The organism is Slackia equolifaciens, assembly GCF_003725995.1.
Lineage (GTDB): Bacteria > Actinomycetota > Coriobacteriia > Coriobacteriales > Eggerthellaceae > Slackia > Slackia equolifaciens.
On record NZ_QIBX01000004.1, the window covers coordinates 109379 to 131011 of the forward strand.

Annotated in this window: 17 protein-coding genes; 5 read left to right on the forward strand and 12 right to left on the reverse strand. The window is 59.9% G+C overall.

Going from position 1 to position 21633, the window contains the following annotated elements; all coding sequences use genetic code 11:
* Positions 1-36 precede the first annotated feature (36 nt).
* A complete protein-coding gene (locus DMP06_RS04050; RefSeq protein WP_123208469.1) occupies positions 37-822 on the forward strand; it encodes a hypothetical protein in 786 nt (261 codons plus the stop codon).
* A gap of 241 nt (positions 823-1063) precedes the next feature.
* Here the strand turns inward: DMP06_RS04050 and DMP06_RS04055 are convergent, their stop codons facing one another.
* The 3 genes from DMP06_RS04055 to DMP06_RS04065 all read right to left on the reverse strand — a co-directional run bounded on the left by DMP06_RS04055 (position 1064) and on the right by DMP06_RS04065 (position 5020).
* A complete protein-coding gene (locus DMP06_RS04055; protein ID WP_123208470.1) occupies positions 1064-1510 on the reverse strand; it encodes a hypothetical protein in 447 nt (148 codons plus the stop codon).
* 289 nt (positions 1511-1799) lie between these two features.
* Positions 1800-4667: a heavy metal translocating P-type ATPase gene (locus tag DMP06_RS04060; RefSeq protein WP_123208471.1), complete on the reverse strand. Its 2868-nt coding sequence runs from the start codon at positions 4665-4667 to the stop codon at positions 1800-1802.
* Positions 4664-5020, reverse strand: coding sequence for a metal-sensing transcriptional repressor (locus tag DMP06_RS04065; RefSeq protein WP_123208472.1), 357 nt, complete (start codon positions 5018-5020; stop codon positions 4664-4666). The genes DMP06_RS04060 and DMP06_RS04065 overlap by 4 nt, the downstream gene beginning before the upstream one ends.
* A gap of 386 nt (positions 5021-5406) precedes the next feature.
* Between DMP06_RS04065 and DMP06_RS04070 the strand changes: the two genes are divergently transcribed.
* Both DMP06_RS04070 and DMP06_RS04075 read left to right on the forward strand, forming a co-directional pair.
* On the forward strand, positions 5407-5733 hold the full coding sequence (locus tag DMP06_RS04070; RefSeq protein ID WP_123208473.1) for a type II toxin-antitoxin system RelB/DinJ family antitoxin: 327 nt from the start codon (positions 5407-5409) through the stop codon (positions 5731-5733).
* Between the two features lie 122 nt (positions 5734-5855).
* Positions 5856-6050 (forward strand): hypothetical protein, encoded by a 195-nt coding sequence (locus DMP06_RS04075; RefSeq protein WP_148042489.1) that lies wholly within the window; start codon positions 5856-5858, stop codon positions 6048-6050.
* Positions 6051-6156: 106 nt separating this feature from the next.
* Here the strand turns inward: DMP06_RS04075 and DMP06_RS04080 are convergent, their stop codons facing one another.
* The 7 genes from DMP06_RS04080 to DMP06_RS04110 all read right to left on the reverse strand — a co-directional run bounded on the left by DMP06_RS04080 (position 6157) and on the right by DMP06_RS04110 (position 17015).
* A complete protein-coding gene (locus DMP06_RS04080; RefSeq protein WP_245962366.1) occupies positions 6157-6567 on the reverse strand; it encodes an FAD-binding protein in 411 nt (136 codons plus the stop codon).
* A gap of 241 nt (positions 6568-6808) precedes the next feature.
* On the reverse strand, positions 6809-9538 hold the full coding sequence (gene clpB, locus DMP06_RS04085; RefSeq protein WP_123208476.1) for an ATP-dependent chaperone ClpB: 2730 nt from the start codon (positions 9536-9538) through the stop codon (positions 6809-6811).
* 141 nt (positions 9539-9679) lie between these two features.
* Positions 9680-10057: a heat shock protein transcriptional repressor HspR gene (locus DMP06_RS04090; protein ID WP_123208477.1), complete on the reverse strand. Its 378-nt coding sequence runs from the start codon at positions 10055-10057 to the stop codon at positions 9680-9682.
* Between the two features lie 103 nt (positions 10058-10160).
* Entirely contained in the window at positions 10161-11144 is a 984-nt protein-coding gene (locus DMP06_RS04095; protein ID WP_123208490.1) for a DnaJ C-terminal domain-containing protein, read from the reverse strand.
* 291 nt (positions 11145-11435) lie between these two features.
* Positions 11436-12161 (reverse strand): nucleotide exchange factor GrpE, encoded by a 726-nt coding sequence (gene grpE, locus DMP06_RS04100; RefSeq protein WP_123208478.1) that lies wholly within the window; start codon positions 12159-12161, stop codon positions 11436-11438.
* A gap of 2 nt (positions 12162-12163) precedes the next feature.
* Complete coding sequence (gene dnaK, locus DMP06_RS04105) at positions 12164-14068, reverse strand: molecular chaperone DnaK (RefSeq protein ID WP_123208479.1); 1905 nt, start codon at positions 14066-14068, stop codon at positions 12164-12166.
* Positions 14069-15311: 1243 nt separating this feature from the next.
* On the reverse strand, positions 15312-17015 hold the full coding sequence (locus DMP06_RS04110; protein ID WP_123208491.1) for an FAD-binding protein: 1704 nt from the start codon (positions 17013-17015) through the stop codon (positions 15312-15314).
* Positions 17016-17297: 282 nt separating this feature from the next.
* On the opposite strand from DMP06_RS04110, the gene DMP06_RS04115 reads away from it, so the two are divergent.
* The gene (locus DMP06_RS04115) at positions 17298-19193 is read left to right on the forward strand and encodes a response regulator transcription factor (protein ID WP_245962367.1); all 1896 of its coding nucleotides are present in this window, start codon (positions 17298-17300) and stop codon (positions 19191-19193) included.
* A gap of 416 nt (positions 19194-19609) precedes the next feature.
* Here the strand turns inward: DMP06_RS04115 and nrfD are convergent, their stop codons facing one another.
* Together nrfD and DMP06_RS04125 are read right to left on the reverse strand one after the other, a co-directional pair.
* Positions 19610-20713, reverse strand: coding sequence for an NrfD/PsrC family molybdoenzyme membrane anchor subunit (gene nrfD, locus DMP06_RS04120; protein ID WP_123208493.1), 1104 nt, complete (start codon positions 20711-20713; stop codon positions 19610-19612).
* A 3-nt stretch (positions 20714-20716) separates the two neighbouring features.
* Entirely contained in the window at positions 20717-21067 is a 351-nt protein-coding gene (locus DMP06_RS04125; protein WP_274542716.1) for a 4Fe-4S dicluster domain-containing protein, read from the reverse strand.
* A gap of 13 nt (positions 21068-21080) precedes the next feature.
* Here DMP06_RS04125 and DMP06_RS11685 point away from each other — a divergent pair, with 13 nt between their 5' ends.
* Positions 21081-21362 (forward strand): hypothetical protein, encoded by a 282-nt coding sequence (locus tag DMP06_RS11685; RefSeq protein WP_245962369.1) that lies wholly within the window; start codon positions 21081-21083, stop codon positions 21360-21362.
* Positions 21363-21633: the final 271 nt, after the last annotated feature.

Genomic DNA, 21633 nt, shown 5'->3' on the forward strand with positions numbered 1-21633 from the left:
CCCAAGGGCGCGCCAGAAGCCAAGTTAGGAGGACCCATGCCCAAGGCTCGCAAAGCGCTTGCAGGCATAGCCGCCTCCTTCTTGCTTGCCGCATGCATAGCCGCACCCGCGTTCGCAGCCGACGCATCGGGCCGAAGCGGCCTTGAGGGCGCCGCCGAGGCGTTGCGCAACGAGCTGGCCCCCTCCATGCTCACGTACGAAAACTACCAGGAGCAGCTTGGCACCGAGGGTTCGGTGAGCATCGCGCACGCTCGCGTGCAGGGCCTGCAGGACGTCATGTACAACGGTCAGCCCGAAACGCCCACGGTCACCCTCAAGCTCGACAACGCTACGCTGCGCGCCGGCGAGGATTTTGACGTCGAATTTTCCGGCGACAACGTGAACCCCGGCACGGTGAGCGTCTTAATCACGGGCAAAGGCGCATACACGGGCACCATCGAAACCTCGTTTACCATTCTGCCCGGCGATCTTTCGCATGCCACGGTGGACGTGATCCCCGACCAAGAGGAAACGGGCGAGGAAATTTGCCCTACCCCCACCGTCAAGCTCGACGGGTCCGAGCTTGCCCGCGACGTGGATTACACCGTGACCTATAGCAACAATATTCAACCCGGCACTGCCACTATCGTAATCGAGGGCATCGGGAACTGCTCCGGCACCGCGCGCGCCACATTCGAGATCGTCGAGGCGCCTGAAGAGGATAGTTCGTCCCATCAGCCTGCAACCATTCCTCTGGTCGTTGTTGCGCCCGTTGTTGTTGCGGCAGCGGTGCTTCTTGTCATCGGCGTCTTCGCCTTCCGACGCAATAAGTCGCAGCACTAGGGCGCTCTTTCGCACGCGGAACAAAACCGAAGTCGCGCAGAACCTGCCGGACCGTGACGAGTGCGTTCTTTTGCTCGGCGCGCAATCGACGCGCCTTAAAGGTTTTGCCGCTTTGTCAAACGCATCATTTCGTGCACGACGCAAAAAGCCGCCCGAAGGCGGCTTTGCGGATACGGGGGTCGTATTGAACGTGAGTCCGTATGCGAAAGTTGTATTGGATGCGATTCGCTTTGCGTGCGGGCTACCCAAGAAAGCCGGAGAGGTCGTCCTCCTCTTCTTCCTCCACGCCGCCTTCGGTGAATTCACCCCAGGCACTCGAATCCGCAAACTTGAGAAACGTCTCAGGGTCGAGCTCCATGCGCAGGCGATCCTCGCCGAACTCGGCGGAGAAAAACCCCTCGAACGCCTCCTTCACGGCATCGTTCACGGGCGCAGAGAACCAGATCCACGCACGCGTGGGACCATTGTATTCGTCGAAATCGGCGCCAAGGCCGGCATCTACATAGCGGCCGTCGTTGTACTGCAGCACATAGCCGTCGATAGCAAAATGTCCCGTAAACTCCGTGCGCGTAGCAATGCCCTCGACGGAGTTGTCGGCGGTGTTCGCCTTTTCGAGGAATGTGATCTGCACGTCATCAGACTGGATGCCTTCGCCGAACTCAACCCTGTGCTCATGCGTATCGTCCATATGGACCTCCGTTCATTGGCGTTTCATCAACGCGATGTTTTACTCAACGCGCTAGCTTACTAAAAACGGCGCCCTTTCGACCGCCGCTTTTAGTCAAATTGAATATATTGAGGCACAACTGTTGCCGTAGCTTACAGCGGACACCAATCTTGCATGGGTCCACGCCCAAATGGCTCCACAAAGTTCCCGACCGGTTCGGCCGGCCTCAGGCTCGTCCAAAGGCGAGGGCGAGCAGAAAGCCTCCGACCGACGCTCGGGGAGCTCATGGCACCTTCGACGGAGCTGGACGTTAAGCCATAACGGCTTCGTAGCCCTCTTCCACAACGGCGGCAACAAGCGTTTCGTCGGGCACCTCGGCGGAAAGCTCAACCACGGCACTCTTCTCGTCCAGATCGACGTTCGCCGCGGTCACTCCCTCGACCGCCTCGAGGGCTTTCTTTACATGCTTGACGCAGTTTTGGCACATCATGCCTTCTACATGTAGGGTTTTCTCCATGATGGATTCCTTTCCTTCGATACTGCTCTTGCTATCATCATTCGCCGTCGCCGTACGAGCAGACGGCGAATCGAAAGCACCTGGTTTGAATTCGGCGTCGGCGCCATCTTGGGCGCCCAGGGCCGCCTCGGTCGATGCGGCCTGAAGGCGAGGCGCATCCGCAGGCGAAGGAGCATCGCCCGCATCCGAGAGGGGCCCGCCCGCCGTTGCCGCAACAGCCGCCTTGCGCGCCACGCCCGTATGCGCAAACTTCGGCCTCCATCCGCGCAAACGCAGCGCGTTGCTCACCACGCACACTGAACTCAGACTCATGGCCGCGGCGGCGATCATCGGGTTCAAATTAACGCCCGCCCAGCTGAGCGCGCCTGCCGCCACGGGAATGCAGATGGCGTTGTAGAACAGCGCCCAGAACAGGTTCTGTTTGATGGTACGCATCGTCGCACGCGACAGTTGGATGGCCGCAGGCACATCCAAAAGGTCGCTCCTCATAAGCACCACGTCGGCGCTTTCGATAGCGATATCGGTGCCGGCGCCGATGGCGATGCCCACATCCGCCCGAGCGAGCGCAGGGGCATCGTTGATGCCGTCGCCCACCATGGCGACGCGGCCGTCCTGTGCGAGGCGCGCTACTTCGGCGGCCTTATCCTGAGGCAGCACGCCAGCAATCACCTGGCCGATGCCGCACTTTTGCTGCACGGCACGAGCGGTGCGCTCGTTATCGCCTGTGATCATGACGGTGTTCACGCCCATACTTGCGAGTTCGGCAATTGCCTGCGCGCTCGTGGACTTCACCTGGTCTGCCACGGCGATCAGTCCAAGCGCCTTGCCGTCACGCGCGAAGTAGAGCGGAGTGGCGCCTTCATCTGCCGCACGATCGCCCGCCTGAACAAGCGTGCCCAAATCGACGCCCTCGCTCTTCATAAGGCGCGCGTTGCCCGCAACGCACATCGCTCCGTCAACCACGCCGCGCACTCCTCCGCCCGCAACCTGGGCAAAGTCAGTCACCCGCACATCGCCGCACACCGCAGCGACATCGTTGCCCCTCGTTTCACACGCCCCCGCATTTCCCGTTTTGCCGCACTGCTCCCCGCTTTCGCCCGCGGCGCCAGTGCGCGCCTCTGCATACGCCACCACCGCCTGCGCCAACGGATGCTCGGAAGGTTTTTCTACGGCAAGGGCGATGCGCAAAAAGTCCGCCTCCGAAACCCCCGGGGCGCACGTCACGGCCGTCACGCTTGGAACGCCGCGCGTGATGGTGCCCGTCTTATCGAGCACGACCGTTTTCACGTCGTGAGCGGTTTCCAGCGCCTCGGCCGATTTGATGAGCACGCCATGCGTGGCGCCGCGACCCGTTCCCACCATGATGGCGGTAGGCGTGGCCAAGCCAAGCGCGCACGGGCAAGAAATGACCAGCACGGTGATAGCGTGGGTCAGAGCGGCTTGGAACGTACCGCCCGCTACCATCCATACGACGAACACGAGGACGGCGATACCGATAACCACGGGCACGAAAATCCCGCTGATCTTATCCGCCATCTTCTCGATGGGGGCCTTAGTGCTGGTAGCCTCGTCCACCATGCGGATGATACCCGCCAAGGTGGTATCGCCGCCCACACGCTGAGCCCGCATCTTCATCCATCCGCTGCGGCTGATGGTGGCGCCCGTCACGCTGTCGCCCGCGGCCTTTTCCGCCGGCACGCTCTCACCCGTGATGGCGGATTCATCAACGGAGGCCGATCCCTCCAGCACAATGCCATCGACTGGCACGCTTTCGCCGGCCTTGACCACAAGGATGTCCCCCACGCGCACCTGCTCGATGGGCACTTCCGCCTCTACCTGGCCCCGCACTACCGTAGCCGTTTTGGGGGAAAGATCCATCAAGGCCTCGATGGCGCCCGTGGTCTTGCCCTTCGCGCGGGCCTCGAAGTATTTGCCCAACGTGATGAGCGTCAGAATCATAGAGGCAGAATCGAAATACAGATTCATGGACGCATCGTGCGCCGCTGCCATATCGCCCGCGCCAAGCGCCGCGCCCATAACGTACAGCATCGCGATACCGTAGATGGTTGAGGCAGCCGAGCCCAGAGCAATGAGCGAATCCATGTTGGGAGCGCCATGAATGAGGCTCTTGAAGCCGCCGCTGAAGTACTTGAAGTTGACGAAGATGACCGGCAGCAAGAGCAGGAACTGGGTGAGCGCGAAGGGCAGCATCCCGGCATCGCCTTGGAAAAACGCTGGAATGGGCGCGCCCGCCATGTGCCCCATGGCCAGATAGAACAGCGGCACGCAGAATACGATAGACACAATGAGGCGCATACGCATGTGGCGCTCGTTTGCGACAGCAAGTTCGCTCGACCTTTGCTGTGCCGCCATAGGCGAAGGAGCGGCCGACGAGCCTTGCGCACCGCCCAGCCCGTCCGCCGCCTTCGCTGCATCCGTGCGAGGCAGCGCGCCATAGCCCGCTTTGTCGACGGCGGCGCAGATGGCGGCGCTCACCTGGGCAACAACCTCGGGCTCATCGCTTGCGTATTCCACCTCCATGCTATTTTTGAGCAGGTTCACCGCCACGGACTCTACGCCGTCCACCTTTGCAGTCGCCTTTTCTACGCGCGCCTTGCATGCCGCGCATGTCATGCCGGTAACGTCGAAGGTCGCCTTCATCGCATGAACCTCCTGATCAGCTTCATGGCCTCATCCACCACTTCCACGTTGCCGGCCCGCACCTGCTCAACCACACAGGTTTCCATATGATCCTGCAGGATGATTTCCGCAGTACGGTGGATGGCGCTCTCGGCGGCTGCGAGCTGCGTGAGAACGTCGCCGCAATAGCGATTGTCCTCAATCATTGCCTTTACTCCGTTGAGCTGGCCTATCGCTCGATTGAGTCGCTTTTGGATATCGGCCTGGAACGCCTCGGTGCGCTCGGTGTTCTTGTGGCGGCACGAGCAGCAATCGCGCGTGGCGGTTTCGCACGCGTCAACGACTTCCGCCTCTTCCCTGTATTCTTCAGCCATATGCAACCTCCTATACCCCTTAGGGGTATCATCATCCTGAGCGCATTATATACCCTTTGGGGGTATATGCAAGAGGGAGGTAAATCTGTCGACAGGAGAGCAAACATAGAGGGAATCTGGGTCAAAAATGGCGTGGACGCCGGCGTGGTTCGATTCAAATTCCAGCTAGATTCGGGTAAGGATTGGGAAAGGGTTTGGCAAGGGTTGCAGGCTATGCTGGATTCAGTCGCAAGAAAGGAGCCCGCCCATGGATGGCTTTGCGCCCCGTTTCCCCCTCTTTTCACATGCGCGCTTTGCTGCCAATCTCCTTACGTGTTTTATACGTATAAAATACGGGATTTCTCGTATAATATATGGCAACAAAACAAAAGTAAGGAGGCCTCATCATGCCTATGACCATCAGCATGGACGACACGCTCAAGCGCGAATTCACCGCTGTGTGCAAAGAAATCGGGCTGAGCCCCTCCACGGCCATCAACATATTCGCCCGCGCCGTGGTGCGCGAACAGGGCATCCCCTTCAAACTCACCTCGGCAGACACGCCCTCGGTACGCACGCAGGAAGAGTTCGACGCGCTGTGTCGCAATTACTACGAGCATCTTTCGAGAGAGCTTACGCAATCGTACGAGAGGATGAAGGCGGGCCACTATGTGACAAGGGAAGAACTGGAAGAACACTGGACGAAAGCCCATCCGGAAGCAAAATCATTGTAAAAGAGGAACGTCCATATAAGTCGTATTTTGACGATGAATTTGACTGTCGGTTCGAATCCCTCTCCCCTTTCATAAAAGCGTATGTCAGCCATACGATTGATCTTTTGGAGATGTTCCCCACCATGGCGCGCGTATACAATCCGTCCTACGCCGCCACAAAACCGCCCATGCCATGCCGACGTGCCATCGTTCCCAAGACGCATTGCTGCTTGTACTATACCGCAGACGAAAAGGAGCGAACGCTTTACTTCTTGCGCCTAGGCGACACGCGCGAAAACCCGCTCGCCCCGTGGAACTCGTTCGATGAGGATAAGTAGCTGGAACGATGGAAACACAAAGGGCGAGCATCCAAAAAAGGGACGCTCGCCCTCTAGGAGGGGGCTCGCGACGCTAAGCCGCAAGCGAAATGCTTCGGTAGATTGCCTACTGGGCGGCAAGTTGTTTGGCCACCATACGACCGAAAGTCATCGTGCGACCGCAGGCGAGGCCGGTGACAAGATTGGGGTACGTACCCGAGAAAAACGCACCTGAATCGTTGCCGGTCACATAAAGGCCTTCGATTGGCGTGCCGTCTTCGCGCAACGCCTGCATCGAGGAGTTAATGTTAATTCCGTCGATGGTGGCAAGCAGCATGCCCGTATTTCGAATGCCATAGAACGGCGCCTTGCGAACGGGCGAGAGGCGGAAAGGCTCCTTGTTAAAGTCAGGGTCTTCCTGGTTGTCGTAGTTCTCATTGTTTCGCTCGACCGTTGCAACGAGCGCATCGGCGGGGAGACCGAGCTTCTCCGCCAGCTCCTCAATGGTGTCAGCCTGCTGAATGAAACCGCTCTCCATCAAGCCAGCATTCATTTGCTCGACAACCTCGATCCCGTTGTTAGGAGCCGCACCGTTGTCGAAGGGGAACAATCGCGAACAGCCATGCATATCGAATTGTTCCGCGATAAGAGATTGTGGTGGGCACCCTGCAAACTGCCTTGGGCAGAACGAGGAAGAACGGCATCAAAAAAGGGCCGCAGGCATCTGAAAACTGCCTGCGGCCCTTCGTTTTTTCGTTCGGCAAGCGAAATAGCCGCCCTTATTCCTGCGGCACCTCGTAAGTGCCGCCGGCGGGCTCGCTCGACCGCACGCTCTCTACTACCTGCGGATTCTCAACCTGACAGGTGTAGCCTTCCACGATGTCCATATCGATGGTCACCTTGGAGCCTTCCATCACGTGGCCCGCGATCATTTCGTTGGCGATGCGGTCCACCACCTCGCGCTGCACCAGGCGCTTCAGCGGACGAGCGCCATACACCGGATCGAAGCCGTCGATGGCAAGCTGCTCCACCGCAGCAGGCAGCACCTCGAGCGTGATACGGCGGTCGGCCAGACGCGCACGCACGTCTTTGAGCTGCAGCTCCACGATGGGCTCCATCTCGGCCGATGTGAGCGGATTGAACGTGATCACGTCGTCGATACGGTTCAGGAACTCAGGTCTAAACGTAGCGCGCAGTGCATCCTGAATCTGGTTCTGGAGCTCGGCCAGCTTCTTGGCGGCGTTTGCCATGTTGCCGGACATCATGTCTTCCATCAGGTTGCCCATGTTCTCGCCCTCGTTCTGGCGGCTGAACTCGCTGATGGACTGGCTGCCCACGTTGGACGTCATAATAATCACGGCGTTCTTGAAGCTGACCACACGACCCTGGCCGTCGGTCAGGCGACCATCGTCAAGCACCTGCAGCAGGATGTTGAACACATCCGGGTGCGCCTTCTCCATCTCGTCGAGCAGGATGACGCAGTACGGGCGACGGCGCACGGCCTCGGTGAGCTGGCCGCCCTCGTCGTAGCCCACGTATCCCGGAGGCGCACCTATCAGACGCTGCACGCTGAACTTCTCCATGTACTCGGACATATCGATACGCACCATGGCGCGCTCGGTGTCGAACAGGTACTCAGCCAGCGCCTTGGCGAGCTCCGTCTTGCCCACACCCGTGGGGCCCAGGAACAGGAAGCTGCCGATAGGCCTGTCGGGGTCGGAAAGACCCGCGCGGTTGCGGCGAATAGCGCCCGCCACGGCCTTCACGGCCTCGTCCTGGCCGATGACGCGCTCGTGCAGCTTGTCCTCCAGATCGACCAGCTTGGCCATCTCGCCCTGCATCATCTTGGACACGGGGATGCCCGTCCACGCGCTCACGACTTCAGCGATTTCCTCCTCGCCGACCTCCTCTTTGAGGATGGCGCCGTCGCCCTGCTTAGCGCTCACAGCCGCCTCAGCAGCCTCCAGCTGGCGCTGCAGTTCAGGAATGCGCGCATAGCGGATCTCGGAAGCCTTGGCCAAATCGCCCTCGCGCGTGACCTGCTCCTCCTCCACATGCGCCGCGTCGATCTCGGCCTTCAGGCGCTGCACGTTCTCGATGGCGTCCTTCTCGTTGCGCCACTCAGCCTTGCGGGCGTCAAGCGACTCCTTGTCGGTTGCCATCTGGCGACGCAGCTCCTCCAGACGCTCCTTGCTGGCGGGGTCATCCTCCTTCATGAGCGCCTGCTCTTCGATCTGCATCTGCGTGTACTTACGCTCGGCCGCATCGATTTCCTCCGGCATAGAGTCGATCTCGATGCGCAGGCGGCTGGCCGCCTCGTCCATCAGGTCGATGGCCTTGTCGGGCAGGAAGCGGTCGGCGATGTAGCGGTTGGACAGCTCCGCCGCGGCCACGATGGCGCCGTCGGTGATGCGCACGCCGTGGTGAATCTCGTACTTCTCCTTCAGGCCACGCAGGATGGCGATAGAGTCCTCCACCGAAGGCTCGCCCACCAGCACCGTCTGGAAACGGCGTTCGAGCGCGGCGTCCTTCTCGATGTACTTGCGATACTCGTCGAGCGTGGTGGCACCGATGGCGTGGAGCTCACCGCGAGCCAACGCAGGCTTGAGCATGTTGCCCGCATCCATGGAGCTGTCGCCCGTAGAGCCGGCGCCCACGATGGTGTGCAGCTCGTCGATGAACAGGATGATGCGGCCCTCGCTCTGCTTGACCTCGCGCAGCACGGCCTTCAAACGGTCCTCGAACTCGCCGCGGTACTTGGCGCCTGCCACCATGGCACCCAGGTCGAGCGCGATGATGTCGCGATCCTTCAGGCTGGAAGGCACGTCACCCGCCACGATACGCTGGGCCAGGCCCTCGACGATTGCCGTCTTGCCCACGCCGGGCTCGCCGATGAGCACCGGGTTGTTCTTGGTGCGGCGCGAAAGCACCTGGATGGTACGGCGGATTTCCTCGGAGCGGCCGATCACCGGGTCGAGCTTGCCCTCGCGGGCCTGCTGGGTGAGGTTCTGGCCGTACTGGTTCAGTGCATCGAGCTCGATAGAACCCTGCTGATCGGTCACACGCGCGTCGCCACGAAGGTTCTCGTAGGCCTCCTCGACCGTCTTGCGCGTGACGCCCAACGCGTTAAGCTGCTTGCCCGCCTCGCCGCCGTCTTCGGCCAGCGCGATGAGCAGGTGTTCGCTCGTAGCGTAGCTGTCGCCCATCTTCTCGGCGATTTTCACCGCGTTGTCGATGGTCTTCATCAGGCCCTGCGAGGGGATGGCCATGCCAAGCCCGCCGCTCGTCACCTTGGGCGCGTTCTCGATGGCGGCATCGACGTTGCGCTTGAGCTGCGCCGGATCGGCACCGACGCGCTTGATGATGGCGGAGAGGTTGTTCTCTCCGGAGTCGAGCAACGCCTTGAGCAGATGGATGCCCTCGATCTGCGCCGCCGAGGCGTCGTTCGCAATGCTCATTGCAGCCTGAAAAGCCTCCTGAGCCGTAATTGCAAGTTTGTCTAATCTCATGATTCCTCCTGACGGCTTCCTCTGACGGGCATCTTGCCTTTCAGAACCTGCGTTCCTTTAGTCACGACCACAAGGTCGCTCCTGTCAGGAACGCAGAACCTTCAAGGCAATCTGCTCCGTCAGAGAAACCCTGTCTCCACCTTAGTTGAGTCTGCGAATCGCTCGTGGTTCGGGCAGCATGAGCGCCGTTACGTTCTCGCGCGTCTCGAGCTCGTGCACGCGGTCGGCGAGGCGGCGGACCTTCTTGTGGAGGTCGTCGATCTCTTTGTCGCGCTCGTCGATGCGGCCCTTAAGGTCGAGGATGCGGATAACGCCGGCGAGGTTGATGCCCTCGCTGGTGAGTTCGTTGATCAATTCCAGCCTTTCGATATCGGCCTGCGAATACATGCGCGTATTGCCGCTCGTTCGCTGCGGCGTCACCAGGCCTTTTTGCTCGTAGATGCGCAGCGTTTGGGGATGCACCCCGGCGAGCTGGGCCGCTACGCCAATCATGTACAGCGGTGTATCCCTGTCGGCCATGATTCACCATTCCTTCCAACCTACTTCGCAGCACCCTGCTGGCCTGCGAAAACGTTTGCGCACCTTCGTGCGTCCCCCGCCGACGTTGCGCCGGCGGTATCGCCTATCTCACATTCAGACCGGCGCGCACATCCTGCCCGGCGGCCTCGCAAGCCGCCTGGAAATCGCGCATGGCCTGCTCCTGAGCGGGCGTCATGCTCTTAGGAATCTGGACCTGCAGCGTGATACGCAGCGATCCGGTTTCGCCACCCTTGACGTTGGGAGCGCCCTTGCCCTTCACGCGCAGCACCGTGCCGTCTTGGCATCCCGCAGGCACATGCACGCGAATCTTCGTGCCATCAGGTGCGGGAACCGTGACATCGGCACCCAACGCGGCCTCGGCCATCGTGATGGGGACATTCATCAGCACGTCGGCACCGTCGCGCGAGAACACCGGATGCGGGCTGATGCGCGTGGTCACCAGCAGATCTCCGTTTTCGCCGCCGTTCGTGCCCGCGGCACCCTTGCCGCGGAACCTCACGCGCCCGCCGTCAACAGCGCCCGCAGGCACCTTCACGTCGAGCGTTTCGGCAGCCGCCGCACCGGGAAGCTTCACGCTGACCTTCTTTGTGCAGCCATGAAACGCCTCGTCAAAGCTCACATTGAGCGTCACATTCATGTCGCGGCCCTTTTGCGGGCGCGGAGCATAGCCTCCGCCGTATCCGCCGTATCCGCCGTAGCCGCCACGCTGCTGGCCGCCGAAGCCGCCGCCGAAAATATCGCCGATATCCCAGCTGCCGCCGAATGCGCCCTCGCCGCGGCGAATGCTTTCAAGGATGTCGGCCCAGCTGCCGAAGCCGCTAAAGCCCTGACCGCCGCCGAAAGGAATGCGCTGCTCGTCTGCCGTGCCGTACTGGTCGTACAGCTTGCGCTTCTTCTCGTCCGACAAGACCTCGTAGGCCTCGTTGATTTCCTTGAACTTCTCTTCGTCACCGCCGGCGTCGGGATGCATCGTGCGTGCCAGCTTGCGGTACGCCTTTTTTATCTCGTCCTGGGTGGCGGTGCGAGACACGCCGAGCGTCTTGTAGTAATCCGGAGTCGCAGCCACGATCCACCACCTTTCCATCCTGACGGTCGCCCGTGGCGGGCATCTTGCCTTTCAGAACGTCCTGACTGGCTTCGCCATTCAGGACGTTCGCTCTCGCTCACCTGACTGGAAATTCGACAGCCCACTGGGCTGGTCGAACAGTCACGACCACAAGGTCGCTCCTGTCAGGAACGCAGAACCTTCAAGGCAATCTGCTCCACCACGAACGCCCTGTTTGCCACTTTGCTGATTCTTCCACGAACCAGTTCTCTTACACGGAAGGCGGACAACCTGCCCGCCTTCCTACAGTTACTATTCTTGCTCGTCGCCTTCTGCGGGCTCCGGCTCGCGCTTGGGGCCGCCGGTGGCAAGCGTCACCATTGCGGGACGCAGCACCTTCTTGCCCAGGCGATAGCCTTTCTGGAACACCTGCGCCACGGTCTCGTCCGGCACGCTGGCGTCATCCACGGTGGCGACCGCCTGATGCTCGAGCGAATCGAACGCCTTGCCGGCGGGATCGATCGCCTCAAGCCCGTGCTTCGCGAAAACGCCGTTCAGCTTGGTGCTGATGGCCTTCACGCCATCGAGCAGTCCCGCCTCGCCGTTCTTTTCCGCATGAGCGATGGCGCGCTCGAAATCGTCAAGCACGGGAAGCACATCGTTCATGAGCTTCTCGGCGGCGCGAGCGCGCATCTCATCGGTTTCAGCAGCGGTGCGCTTGCGATAGTTGTCCCAATCCGCCTGCAGGCGAAGGTACTTGTCGCGAAGCGCCGCGGCCTCTTGCTCGGCCTTGGCAAGACGTTCGGCCTGCTCGACCACGGCATCGGCCTCGGCGGCAATATCGGCGTCTTCGGCCTTTTCGGCGGCACCTTCAGGGGCCTTCTCCGCCGCAGCGGATTCGGCATCCTGCGCCTTGGCGCTTTCTGCCTGAGGGGCGGAGCCGCTGGCAGCAGCGGCCCCTTCGTTCTTGTCGTCGCTTCCCTCGATGGGAATCTCGCGAGCCTCGGGGGCGACTTTCTTGGCGTCGTCCTTAGCCATGATTACTTACCTTCGTTCTTGTCGTCCACGACCTCGTAGTCAGCCTCGATCGGACCGTCGTCGGCCGGATTGGCAGCGCCGGCAGCACCCGGGGCGCCCTGGGCCTGCTGCGTGCTGTACACGACCTCGGCCAGCTTGTAACCGGCCTGCTGAAGCTTCTCGCCAGCAGCCTTGATGGCCTCGATATCGGTGCCGGCCAAAGCGTCCTTGGCCTCCTTGATGGCGTCCTCGGCAGCCTGCTTGGTCTCGGCAGGAACCTTGTCGCCCAGGTCAGACAGGGTCTGTTCGGTGGCGTTCACCAGCGAATCGGTGTTGTTGCGAGCCTCGATCTCGGCCTTGCGAGCCTCGTCCTCGGCGGCATGAGCCTCGGCGTCCTTGACCATGCGGTCGACTTCGTCGTCAGACAGAGCGGTGGAGCCGCTGATAGTGATCTGCTGCTGCTTGCCGGTGCCCAGATCCTTAGCGGACACGTTCACGATGCCGTTGGCGTCGATGTCGAACGTGACCTCGATCTGAGGCACGCCGCGACGGGCAGCCGGAATGCCGGTCAGCTGGAAACGGCCCAGCGTCTTGTTGTCAGCGGCCATCTGGCGCTCGCCCTGCAGAACGTGAATCTCGACGGACGTCTGGTTGTCGGCGGCCGTGGAGTAAATCTCGGTCTTGCGGGTGGGGATGGTGGTGTTGCGGTCGATCATCTTGGTCATCACGCCGCCCATGGTCTCAACGCCCAGCGACAGCGGGGTGACGTCCAGCAGCAGAATGCCCTCGACGTCGCCGGCGAGCACGCCGCCCTGAACAGCCGCGCCGATAGCCACGACCTCGTCGGGGTTCACCGACATGTTGGGCTGCTTGCCGGTCATGGTCTTGACCAGCTCCTGCACGGCGGGCATACGGGTGGAGCCGCCCACCAGGATGACCTCGTCGATCTGGCTGGAGGTCAGGCCGGCATCCCTCAGGGCACCCTCGACAGGCTGCTTGCAGCGGTCGAGCAGGTCACGCGTGATGCGCTCGAACTCGGCGCGGGTCAGCGTGTAGTCCAGGTGCTGCGGAACGCCATCGATGGAAGTGATGAACGGCAGGTTGATGTTGGTCTGCGAGGTGCTGGACAGCTCCATCTTGGCCTTCTCGGCGCCTTCCTTCAGACGCTGCAGCGACATGGGGTCCTTGCGCAGGTCAACGCCGTGATCGCTGTTGAACTTGTCGGCCAACCAGTCGATGACGCGCTGATCCCAGTCGTCGCCGCCCAGGTGGTTGTCGCCCTTGGTGGACAGAACCTCGAACACGCCGTCGCCCAGCTCCAGAATGGACACGTCGAACGTGCCGCCGCCCAGGTCGAACACCAGAATCTTCTGATCCTTGTTGGTCTTGTCCAAGCCGTAGGCCAGAGCAGCAGCGGTGGGCTCGTTGATGATACGCTTCACCTCGAGACCGGCGATCCTGCCGGCGTCCTTGGTGGCCTGGCGCTGCGCGTCGTTGAAGTACGCGGGCACGGTGATGACGGCCTCGGTGATGGTCTCGCCGACCTTGGCCTCAGCGTCAGCCTTCAGCTTCTGCAGAACCATAGCCGAAATCTCCTCCGGCGTGTAATCCTTGCCGTCGATGTCGATGACGGAACGGCCGTCCTTGCCCTTCACCACGGAGTAGGCAACGGTCTTGCGCTCTTCGGCGGTCTCATCGTAGCTACGGCCGATGAAGCGCTTGACGGAAGAAATGGTGTTCTTGGGGTTGGTGACAGCCTGGTTCTTGGCCTGCTTGCCCACGACGCGCTCGCCATCCTTGCGGAAGCCCTCCACGGACGGGGTGGTGCGGTCGCCCTCGGCGTTTTCCAGGATGACGGGGTTGTTGCCGTCCATGATTGCCATGGCGGAGTTGGTGGTGCCCAGGTCGATACCCAGAATCTTGCCCATATTTCTCAGTCCTCTCTTTCGTGCGAGACCGCCTGGCGCTGCGCCCCGGCTTGCCGCGCTCGGCTCTGACCCGTTTGGCCTTCGCCTTGCCTTCGCCCCGCTTGGGCTTATCGCCCTCGCTTCACTGGCTTGCCGTGCGCCCGCTTCAAGCGGCCTCACGTGGCGGGCTTCCCCGCCGACTGTTATTACCTGTATCGGTTGCAGCAGGTTCGCGCTTTTGCATGTTTGCGATTGCTCGCCCCCGCACTGCCAAGGCCATGCGATTCTCGCGTTGCCAGACCGTGCAATCTGCATGCATCTAAGGCGCTGAGCCTTTCTGCACGATTGACAATATAAAATCTAAGTGCTTCATTGTCAACTTATCTCACAAGTTATTTCGCACGTTACCTAAATGTTGAATTGAGAGGGCACATGTTCGTCCGCACCATCCCCAAGCCAGCGTCTCACAGCGTCACGAAATGCTTTTTGGAGAAGGATTCCCTGCCCACCACCCAATCCGAGTTGAACGGGGCATGGGCGTGAAACAGAAACAAGCAGAACCGAGATGATTGCCGATTCCGCCATGCCAGCCGCATTCACCGGATTCGTCGCACCTGCCGAACCCGCCCCGTCGCTTGCGCAACCCCTACGATCCTAGACGCTGCGACGCTATTTCCTCAAGAACGGCGCGCAGTTCGTCCCTTGAATGTACGCCCACTTTGAGATGCATATAATACCAACTCGAGAGTTGTCCACCAAAGTAGGCTGCATCAAAAGTCACTCGCTCAATTGACGCTCGTCCAAAAAGCATTTAGCAAAACCGTTCTCATGGATTTATACGCCAACGGTGCGAAAGGCGTTTTGTCGCCGAGTGAGAACAGGCACTCACGAACAGCATGCCAAGCAAAACGCTAAGAGAAGATGGCTCCATGCCCTGAATCGAAGCGGTTTACAAATGCCAAGACGATGTAGCCGCACTGGAATATGCCGACAAAATCTTTCCGAGGCAGGTGGTATCAAACCACCACAATACAACGGCGCTTGTGTGCGCCCAATCTTCACTCAAAAGTCGAGCAAAGTCTTCATGCAAACAAAGAAGCGACGCCTGCGGAGGGGTGCAGGCGCCGCGAAAGGAGCTATAAATTGATGAGATGGAAAGGATTGTGCGCCAACCAAAACCGATCTCCGATGAATGCATCACAGGCTGATTCTAAACGAAACCACGGCAAGACGTCATACCCACTTCACGCCCAAGCAACACGATCTACAGATCGCCGCCCAGCAGACGCGCCACATGACGGCCCTGAGTGGACGAGCGCCCCGACGCCACACCCACGATGTACTCGGGATAGTTACCCGAGAAGAAGCTACCAGATACATCGCCCGCCGCATAGAAGCCAGGAATGGGCGCACCGTCTGCCCCAAGCACCTGACAATCACCGTTGATGCGCAGACCATCGCAGGTGGTGAGAAGCGTGCCACCAAACCACAGACCGTAGAACGGAGCCTCACGAATAGCAGACAAACGGTACGCTTCTTTGCCGTAGTCATCATCGACTTGCGCGTCAAACTGCTGGTTGTAGCGCTCCACCTGCGCAAGGAACGCCTCCTTGGCGCTACCCTCAAAGCCCAACTGATCAGCAAGACCTTCGATGGTATCGGCGACCTTCAGGATACCCGCCTCGACCGACGTAGCGCAGAATTCCTCAATTGACACGCCCGCGGCCATGCTTTGGTTGGCATAAGCGGAGCAGCCGATGGTGCTGAAGCGAATGATGTCTTCGGGAGCGTTAGCGTCAAACACCTGGCACCACACGCCACCCGGCTGCTGCGCAGCCTGGAAACACAGTGTGTCATATGGCGCAGACTCATTGGCAAAACGCACGCCGTTGCGGTTCACCTTCATGAATGGCTGACTGCCGATATTTTCCTGATAGATGGTGCCGGGAAATGCTGCAGACTCGCCCTCACCTATGTATCCGCAGTCCACGCCCACCTCAACAGCGCCACGATCAAAAATCATGGGAGCAGGATCAGGGTCTTTCACACCGCCCGCCCATAGACCAGCACGTAGGCCGAGGCCATCATCGGAGGGATTGAAGCTCGATGAGGTGCAGCATCCGACAGCTGCCGGCTGTAGTGCCTGCATCATCACGGGGTTGGCAGGGTAGCCACCCGTGGCAAGCAGAGTGTTGGCAGCTTCAACACGCACGTAGCCATTGTCAGTTTCAAAGATTGCACCGGTCACGCCACTCTCGTCATGCAGGAGCTTGACCAAAGCGTATCCAAAGCGCACGCTGTCGGCAGAGGTTTCCTGCACATGTGACAACAAAATGTCGTTCCGCATGGGAGGAGTGTACGGGGGCAGATAGACATGCTGCAACACAGGCAGATAGTAGTCGGTTCCGCCGGTTGCGTGGTCGCTCGGCATATCAACAATCGCCTGTTTTTCGGCGGCAACCATCATCGGATCCATCCACTCAAACAGCTCGGCAGATTCGTTGATCCACATCTTGATGACGTCCTGGCTGCATTTACCAGATGCGTAGCGAGTAAGCTCGTTCAGAAGCTTCATGCCATCCACTTCGCCACCCTGAGCAAGCGCCACCGAGGAATTGACGATGCCCCAGTACTCGCGCGTCTCAGTGACGCAGTCGTTTTTCTCGGCGAGAATAAAGTCCATACCCAAGTCGGCTGCGGTGCCTGCCGCGCACATGCCTGCAGTGCCCGCACCGATGATTAAAAAGTCAGTCTGCTCGGTGCTCACGATGTCGGCATCGGCGATTTCGGGCTCTACACCCAGCCAATCGACGGCAGCGGCAGCGGTGCCTTCGGATACAGTGCCCTCGGAGCTTGCGCCCTGTTGAGCGGGCGAACACGATGCCAGCCCCAGCCCCGCAACGGCAGCCCCACCAAGAGCGGCGCCGGTGAGGAAGTTACGACGCGAGATTCCTTGATTCTTCTTCATGATTCCCTCCTTTGTCGCTGGTGCATCCCCGGGAATCGCACCCATTGCATCAACGCAGACGATGAACGTCCGTTTGATGCCGCACACCTTATCGTCCTCGTGCTCGCACTGCATCACCCTGGCAACGCGAAACCTTTTCACTTATCTACGAACTGGCCTTTTACACTTTCCATTATCGAAAATAGCCTTGAGAGGGTGAGATGCTCACAGGGCGCCCTAAGTGGTGTTGGGGTGGTATTGAGATATACTTTCACCCAATAGGCTGCACAAGAAGGGAAGGTTATGGCTTTTATCGCGCACGCTCAAAGCATGTCTTCTTCGCGAGCGCTTCCGTCCGGCATCGCATTGTGCGCAGCGCTTGCATGCCTGCTGCTTTCATCATACGTACTCAATGCATCACTGTTCCCCGCGGTCGCCCAAACCTGCCCTGTGGCACGCGAGCTTTCCACGTACTTTGGCGCAGCGGGCTCGATTGTGTTCGCCGTCGTGGCGTACCGCAAGCCCTCGATCATGGCGGAAGGCGTGTGGTCAGGAATATGTCTTGTCTTTTCGATGGGCTCGGTTATAGCTCTGTATCTGGGTATTTCCATCCAATCGTCCCCGATGCTGGTAATAGGCAGCCCTTTTGGCGGCATAAGCTACGTATGGTTTTCAGTGCTGATGGGTATAGCACTTACCAATATCGGGGCACGACGCGCAGGAATGGTAATCCTCAACGCGTTCTTGATTACCTACGGCGCGCATATCGTCTTGGACGTAAGCGGACTGGCTCGTCCTTTACCGATTGCTGCTGCGCTGTACTCCGCTCTGCTGACATGCAGCTACGCGCTCATGCGCCGCGATGCGCGCGCCATCATGCGCCCTCTGCGCGATACGTCCGCGCCTACCGTGCTTACCGTTACCAGCCCTTCGTCGTATCTTCCTATTTCTAATTACATATATGTATCGATCTTGCTCTTCAACATAGCGTGCGGGTACTCGTTCGCAAGCCAAACCAATCAAACGCTGCTGGGATTCATGGCTTCTTGCGCACCCGTGATTGCGCTTCTATGCCTGGCGGGCGTCAAAGATGCCTTTCCGGCGGACAGCGCGTACCGCACGGCGGTACTGCTGGTGTTCGCAGGGTTTTTATTCACTCCTCTGCCACTTTTGGGCGCGACGGATGTCGTAAGCGCGCAATCTCATACCGTGCTTTTGAACGCAGGCACCGACTGCTTCACCGTGGTGATGTATTACCTGATTGCAAGCGTGGGAGCGCGCAACAAGCTGGGCGCAGTGTCAACGTCGGCGATAGCATTTGCTGCGCAATGGGTTGGTGTCGGGACAGGAGCACTCATCGCGCAGGGAATCGCATCTGCCGCCCAGACTAATCCGATTCTGTCGCTCTGGGCAACCTTCGCCATGACGTTCGCATTCATGGCTTATAACTACGTAGCGCTGCGACGGTTCAGCTTTACGGCAACCATCGAAAGCGTGGTGCCTGCGCATGTGGATGCGGAATTTGACGCGAATTGGGATAGGCGCCCGAACGACTCGGTGCCGTCAGCGACCAAGAATGCGGCGCAAGAGGCACGCCCAGATGATATAGCGCTGTCGACGGCGAGCACGAATGTGCTGCGAAAAGTACGAATGACCACCCCAGTGGACGAGCAAGCAGAAATCGGGACCGAAGCCGATTTGCTCGCCGATATTGCAACTGCGTCCGGACTCACCCTCAGCATTGTCGTGCCAGGAGGCGAAGTCGCGCCAGCCGTCCAAAACGCTGCGGATGCAAGACCGACGCCCAATGACACCCTTGTCGTCGACAGCAAGCCATCCGTATTCCCTAGCTTCACAACCACAATCAGTGAAAGCACGCGTTTGGATTCCCGTATGTTCGACGCTCCGAACGCACAAACATCTGAAATCCCAAGCGTGCAAACGCATGGCAATCAGAACGCGCACATCGGGGACTTTGATGAGGCGTGCGATGCGGTGGCTTATCAATTTGGTCTGACCAGCCGAGAGCTTGACGTGCTCAAACTGCTGGCACGCGGCCGTACCAGCCCCATTATCCAAGAAAAGCTCGTTCTGTCGCACAACACCGTGAAAACTCACGTACGCCACATCTACACCAAACTTAATGTGCATTCTCAGCAAGAACTCATCAGCATCGTGGAGAGCGAACGTGGGCGATAGCGCTAGGGGAAATCGATTGGAGCCTTGGCCAACGACCAAAATCAATAGCAATACAAAAGGAATCTCCAATTTTAAACTGCAGCCCAATTCTCGAACGCGTCCAATAGAGACGACCTAAGCCAGCTCCCCCCAGTTTAACCCGCCGCCTCCTCGTGCCCTAATGAACCACGCACTCGTCGAAGTCTCTCCTGAAATCCCCGAAGCCAGGTCGCCCCTCCCGTAGGGCTCAATCCGCCATAAGAATCGGCTTCGCCACAAATCCCAATTCTCCGTATAAAGCACTTAACGCCAGCGAAATCGACGTCAGTTGCCTTCAGGGAAAATCTAGCTCCGCCAATACATTCGATAGGCACCCGCATGCAAAAAAGGCCGCCCGCGAAACGAACGGCCCCTGTCTCCCGATTGCCCTCCTGCAATCAGTTGATCATCTTGTAAATAGTCTCCGCGACGACGTCGGCATGCACGCCGGCGGCAAGCACCAGGAAGCGCAGGGCGCAGCCGCCCACAAGAGCTCCGAGCGCGCCCACCAAGGTGGGAACGTCAATGCTCGACTTGCCCGAGATGGCCCGCCCATCTCCCGTCGCCTGAGCCCCGCCCGCGACGACGGCCGCATCATCCGATTCGCTCGAAGCGCAAGACGCCTCTTCAGCCCCTTCGAAAGACCCGACAGATTGCGGATTCTTGGGACCCTCCTTGGCGAGAAGTCCGCGCAGCGCCATGGAGAGCGGAAGCGCGATCACCACAACCGCCACGAGACCCCAGAACCATCCCGCCAACTGCCCCGAGACGAACATGGACGCCGATGCAGCGGCCGCAGCGCCTGTCGCGCTCGAGGCGTCGGCGGAAAGGGCGGTGCCCAGGAAAACCGCAAGCACGACCGCCTCGACCAGAACGAGAACCACGACGCAACGCTCCATGAAGCGCTTCGCCTCGGAGGCAATCGCCTCCTTCTTGGCCAAAACGATGGCCACGACTTCGACGAGCGCCACGCCCGTGTCGAACGCCGACACGGTGAACAAGGCGGGCAGAAGCAGCGTATCCCAGAAAGGAACGCTGCCGGAAGCCATCAGCAGCATGCCCGTGTAGAACGCCACGAACGCGCCGAGCACCATTCCGATGACGGCCAGCACGGTCCTGATGGAACGCTCACGCGGGCCAAACCATGAAAGTTTCTCGGCGAGCCAGGCGTTGACCTGCGGCGTTGCGAGCAACGCCGACAAGCCGAACGCCACGATCGCCCCGAAGGCACCCCATGCGCCGTAGGTCATCCAGGACGTGAAATGGCTGAAGCTCTGCCACATCAGCAATCCGCGTATCGGGGTGACCAGCTCCATGAGGAGCAGCAGCAGACCGACAACGAGGCTAATCGCAGCCGCCCACATGGAGACGCACACGATTTTGCCGTGATGCTCCTTGTCCTTCAAATACAAGATGGCCGCCATGATGAACGCACCCGCGCCCATGCCGCCCAGAAACAGATAGAGAGCGGGCTGCCATCCCCAAACCGATTGCAACTCCATACCCTACTCCGTTCCAAGCACCAGGCACGACGGATCGTTCATGTCGGCTATAGGAACCGCCGATTCGTTCGTCGCCTCAAGCAGCTCATCCATAGGCCCGAATTTCAAAGCGCCGAACTTGCATGCTCGCACGCAATACGGGTCCTCTTCCCCTATCTTCACTCCGGCCTTCTGGCAGGCGTCGCACTTGTCCATCGCCACCGAGTTGTATCGCGGCACCTCATAGGGACAAGCCTGGAAGCAGTACTTGCACCCGATGCAGCGGTTCGAATCGACGCGAACCAGGCCGTGCTCGTCTTTGGAGATGGCGCCCGCGGGGCACACATCCATGCAACTCGGATTCGCGCAATGCATGCACGAGGTGGAAATGAAGAACGTTCTTCCCCTTTGCCGCTGGAAGGACGAGACGCGCCTTCTGTCGGGAGTATCGTCGGAAAGCTTGTTCTCCTTCCTGCACGCCTCGACGCACCTGCCGCAACGGCAGGACCCGCCTCTACATCCAGGAAGAGCTCGTCTTGGCGGAGAATACCGTCAAGCCCACATCGCCCACATATATAAAAAGCTCGGCGTGAACAACAGGCAGGACATGCTCGACCTGATGTTCGGGAAGAGCGACACGACGACACCGAACGACGTCCTTCAGAGATAGCCATTTACGAAACGGCTGCCAAGAGAATGCACGCCAACACCGCCTATGGCAAGCCGCAAAGAACCGCCCGCAATGCAGGCGGTTCGAAAAAGACGTCATTGATACCTTCGAGGTCCCTCGATTCGAGAGACATCTGCTCTTTCCGGTAGTGTGCCGATTGTTGGTGTCAAGATCCCGTTCGGGAGGCGCGGGCCGCAGGCCCGCCCGAGCGAACGGGACATCGCCCAGGATCGCCTGCATTCTACACCATCACGCTGCCCTCTTCGCCTCG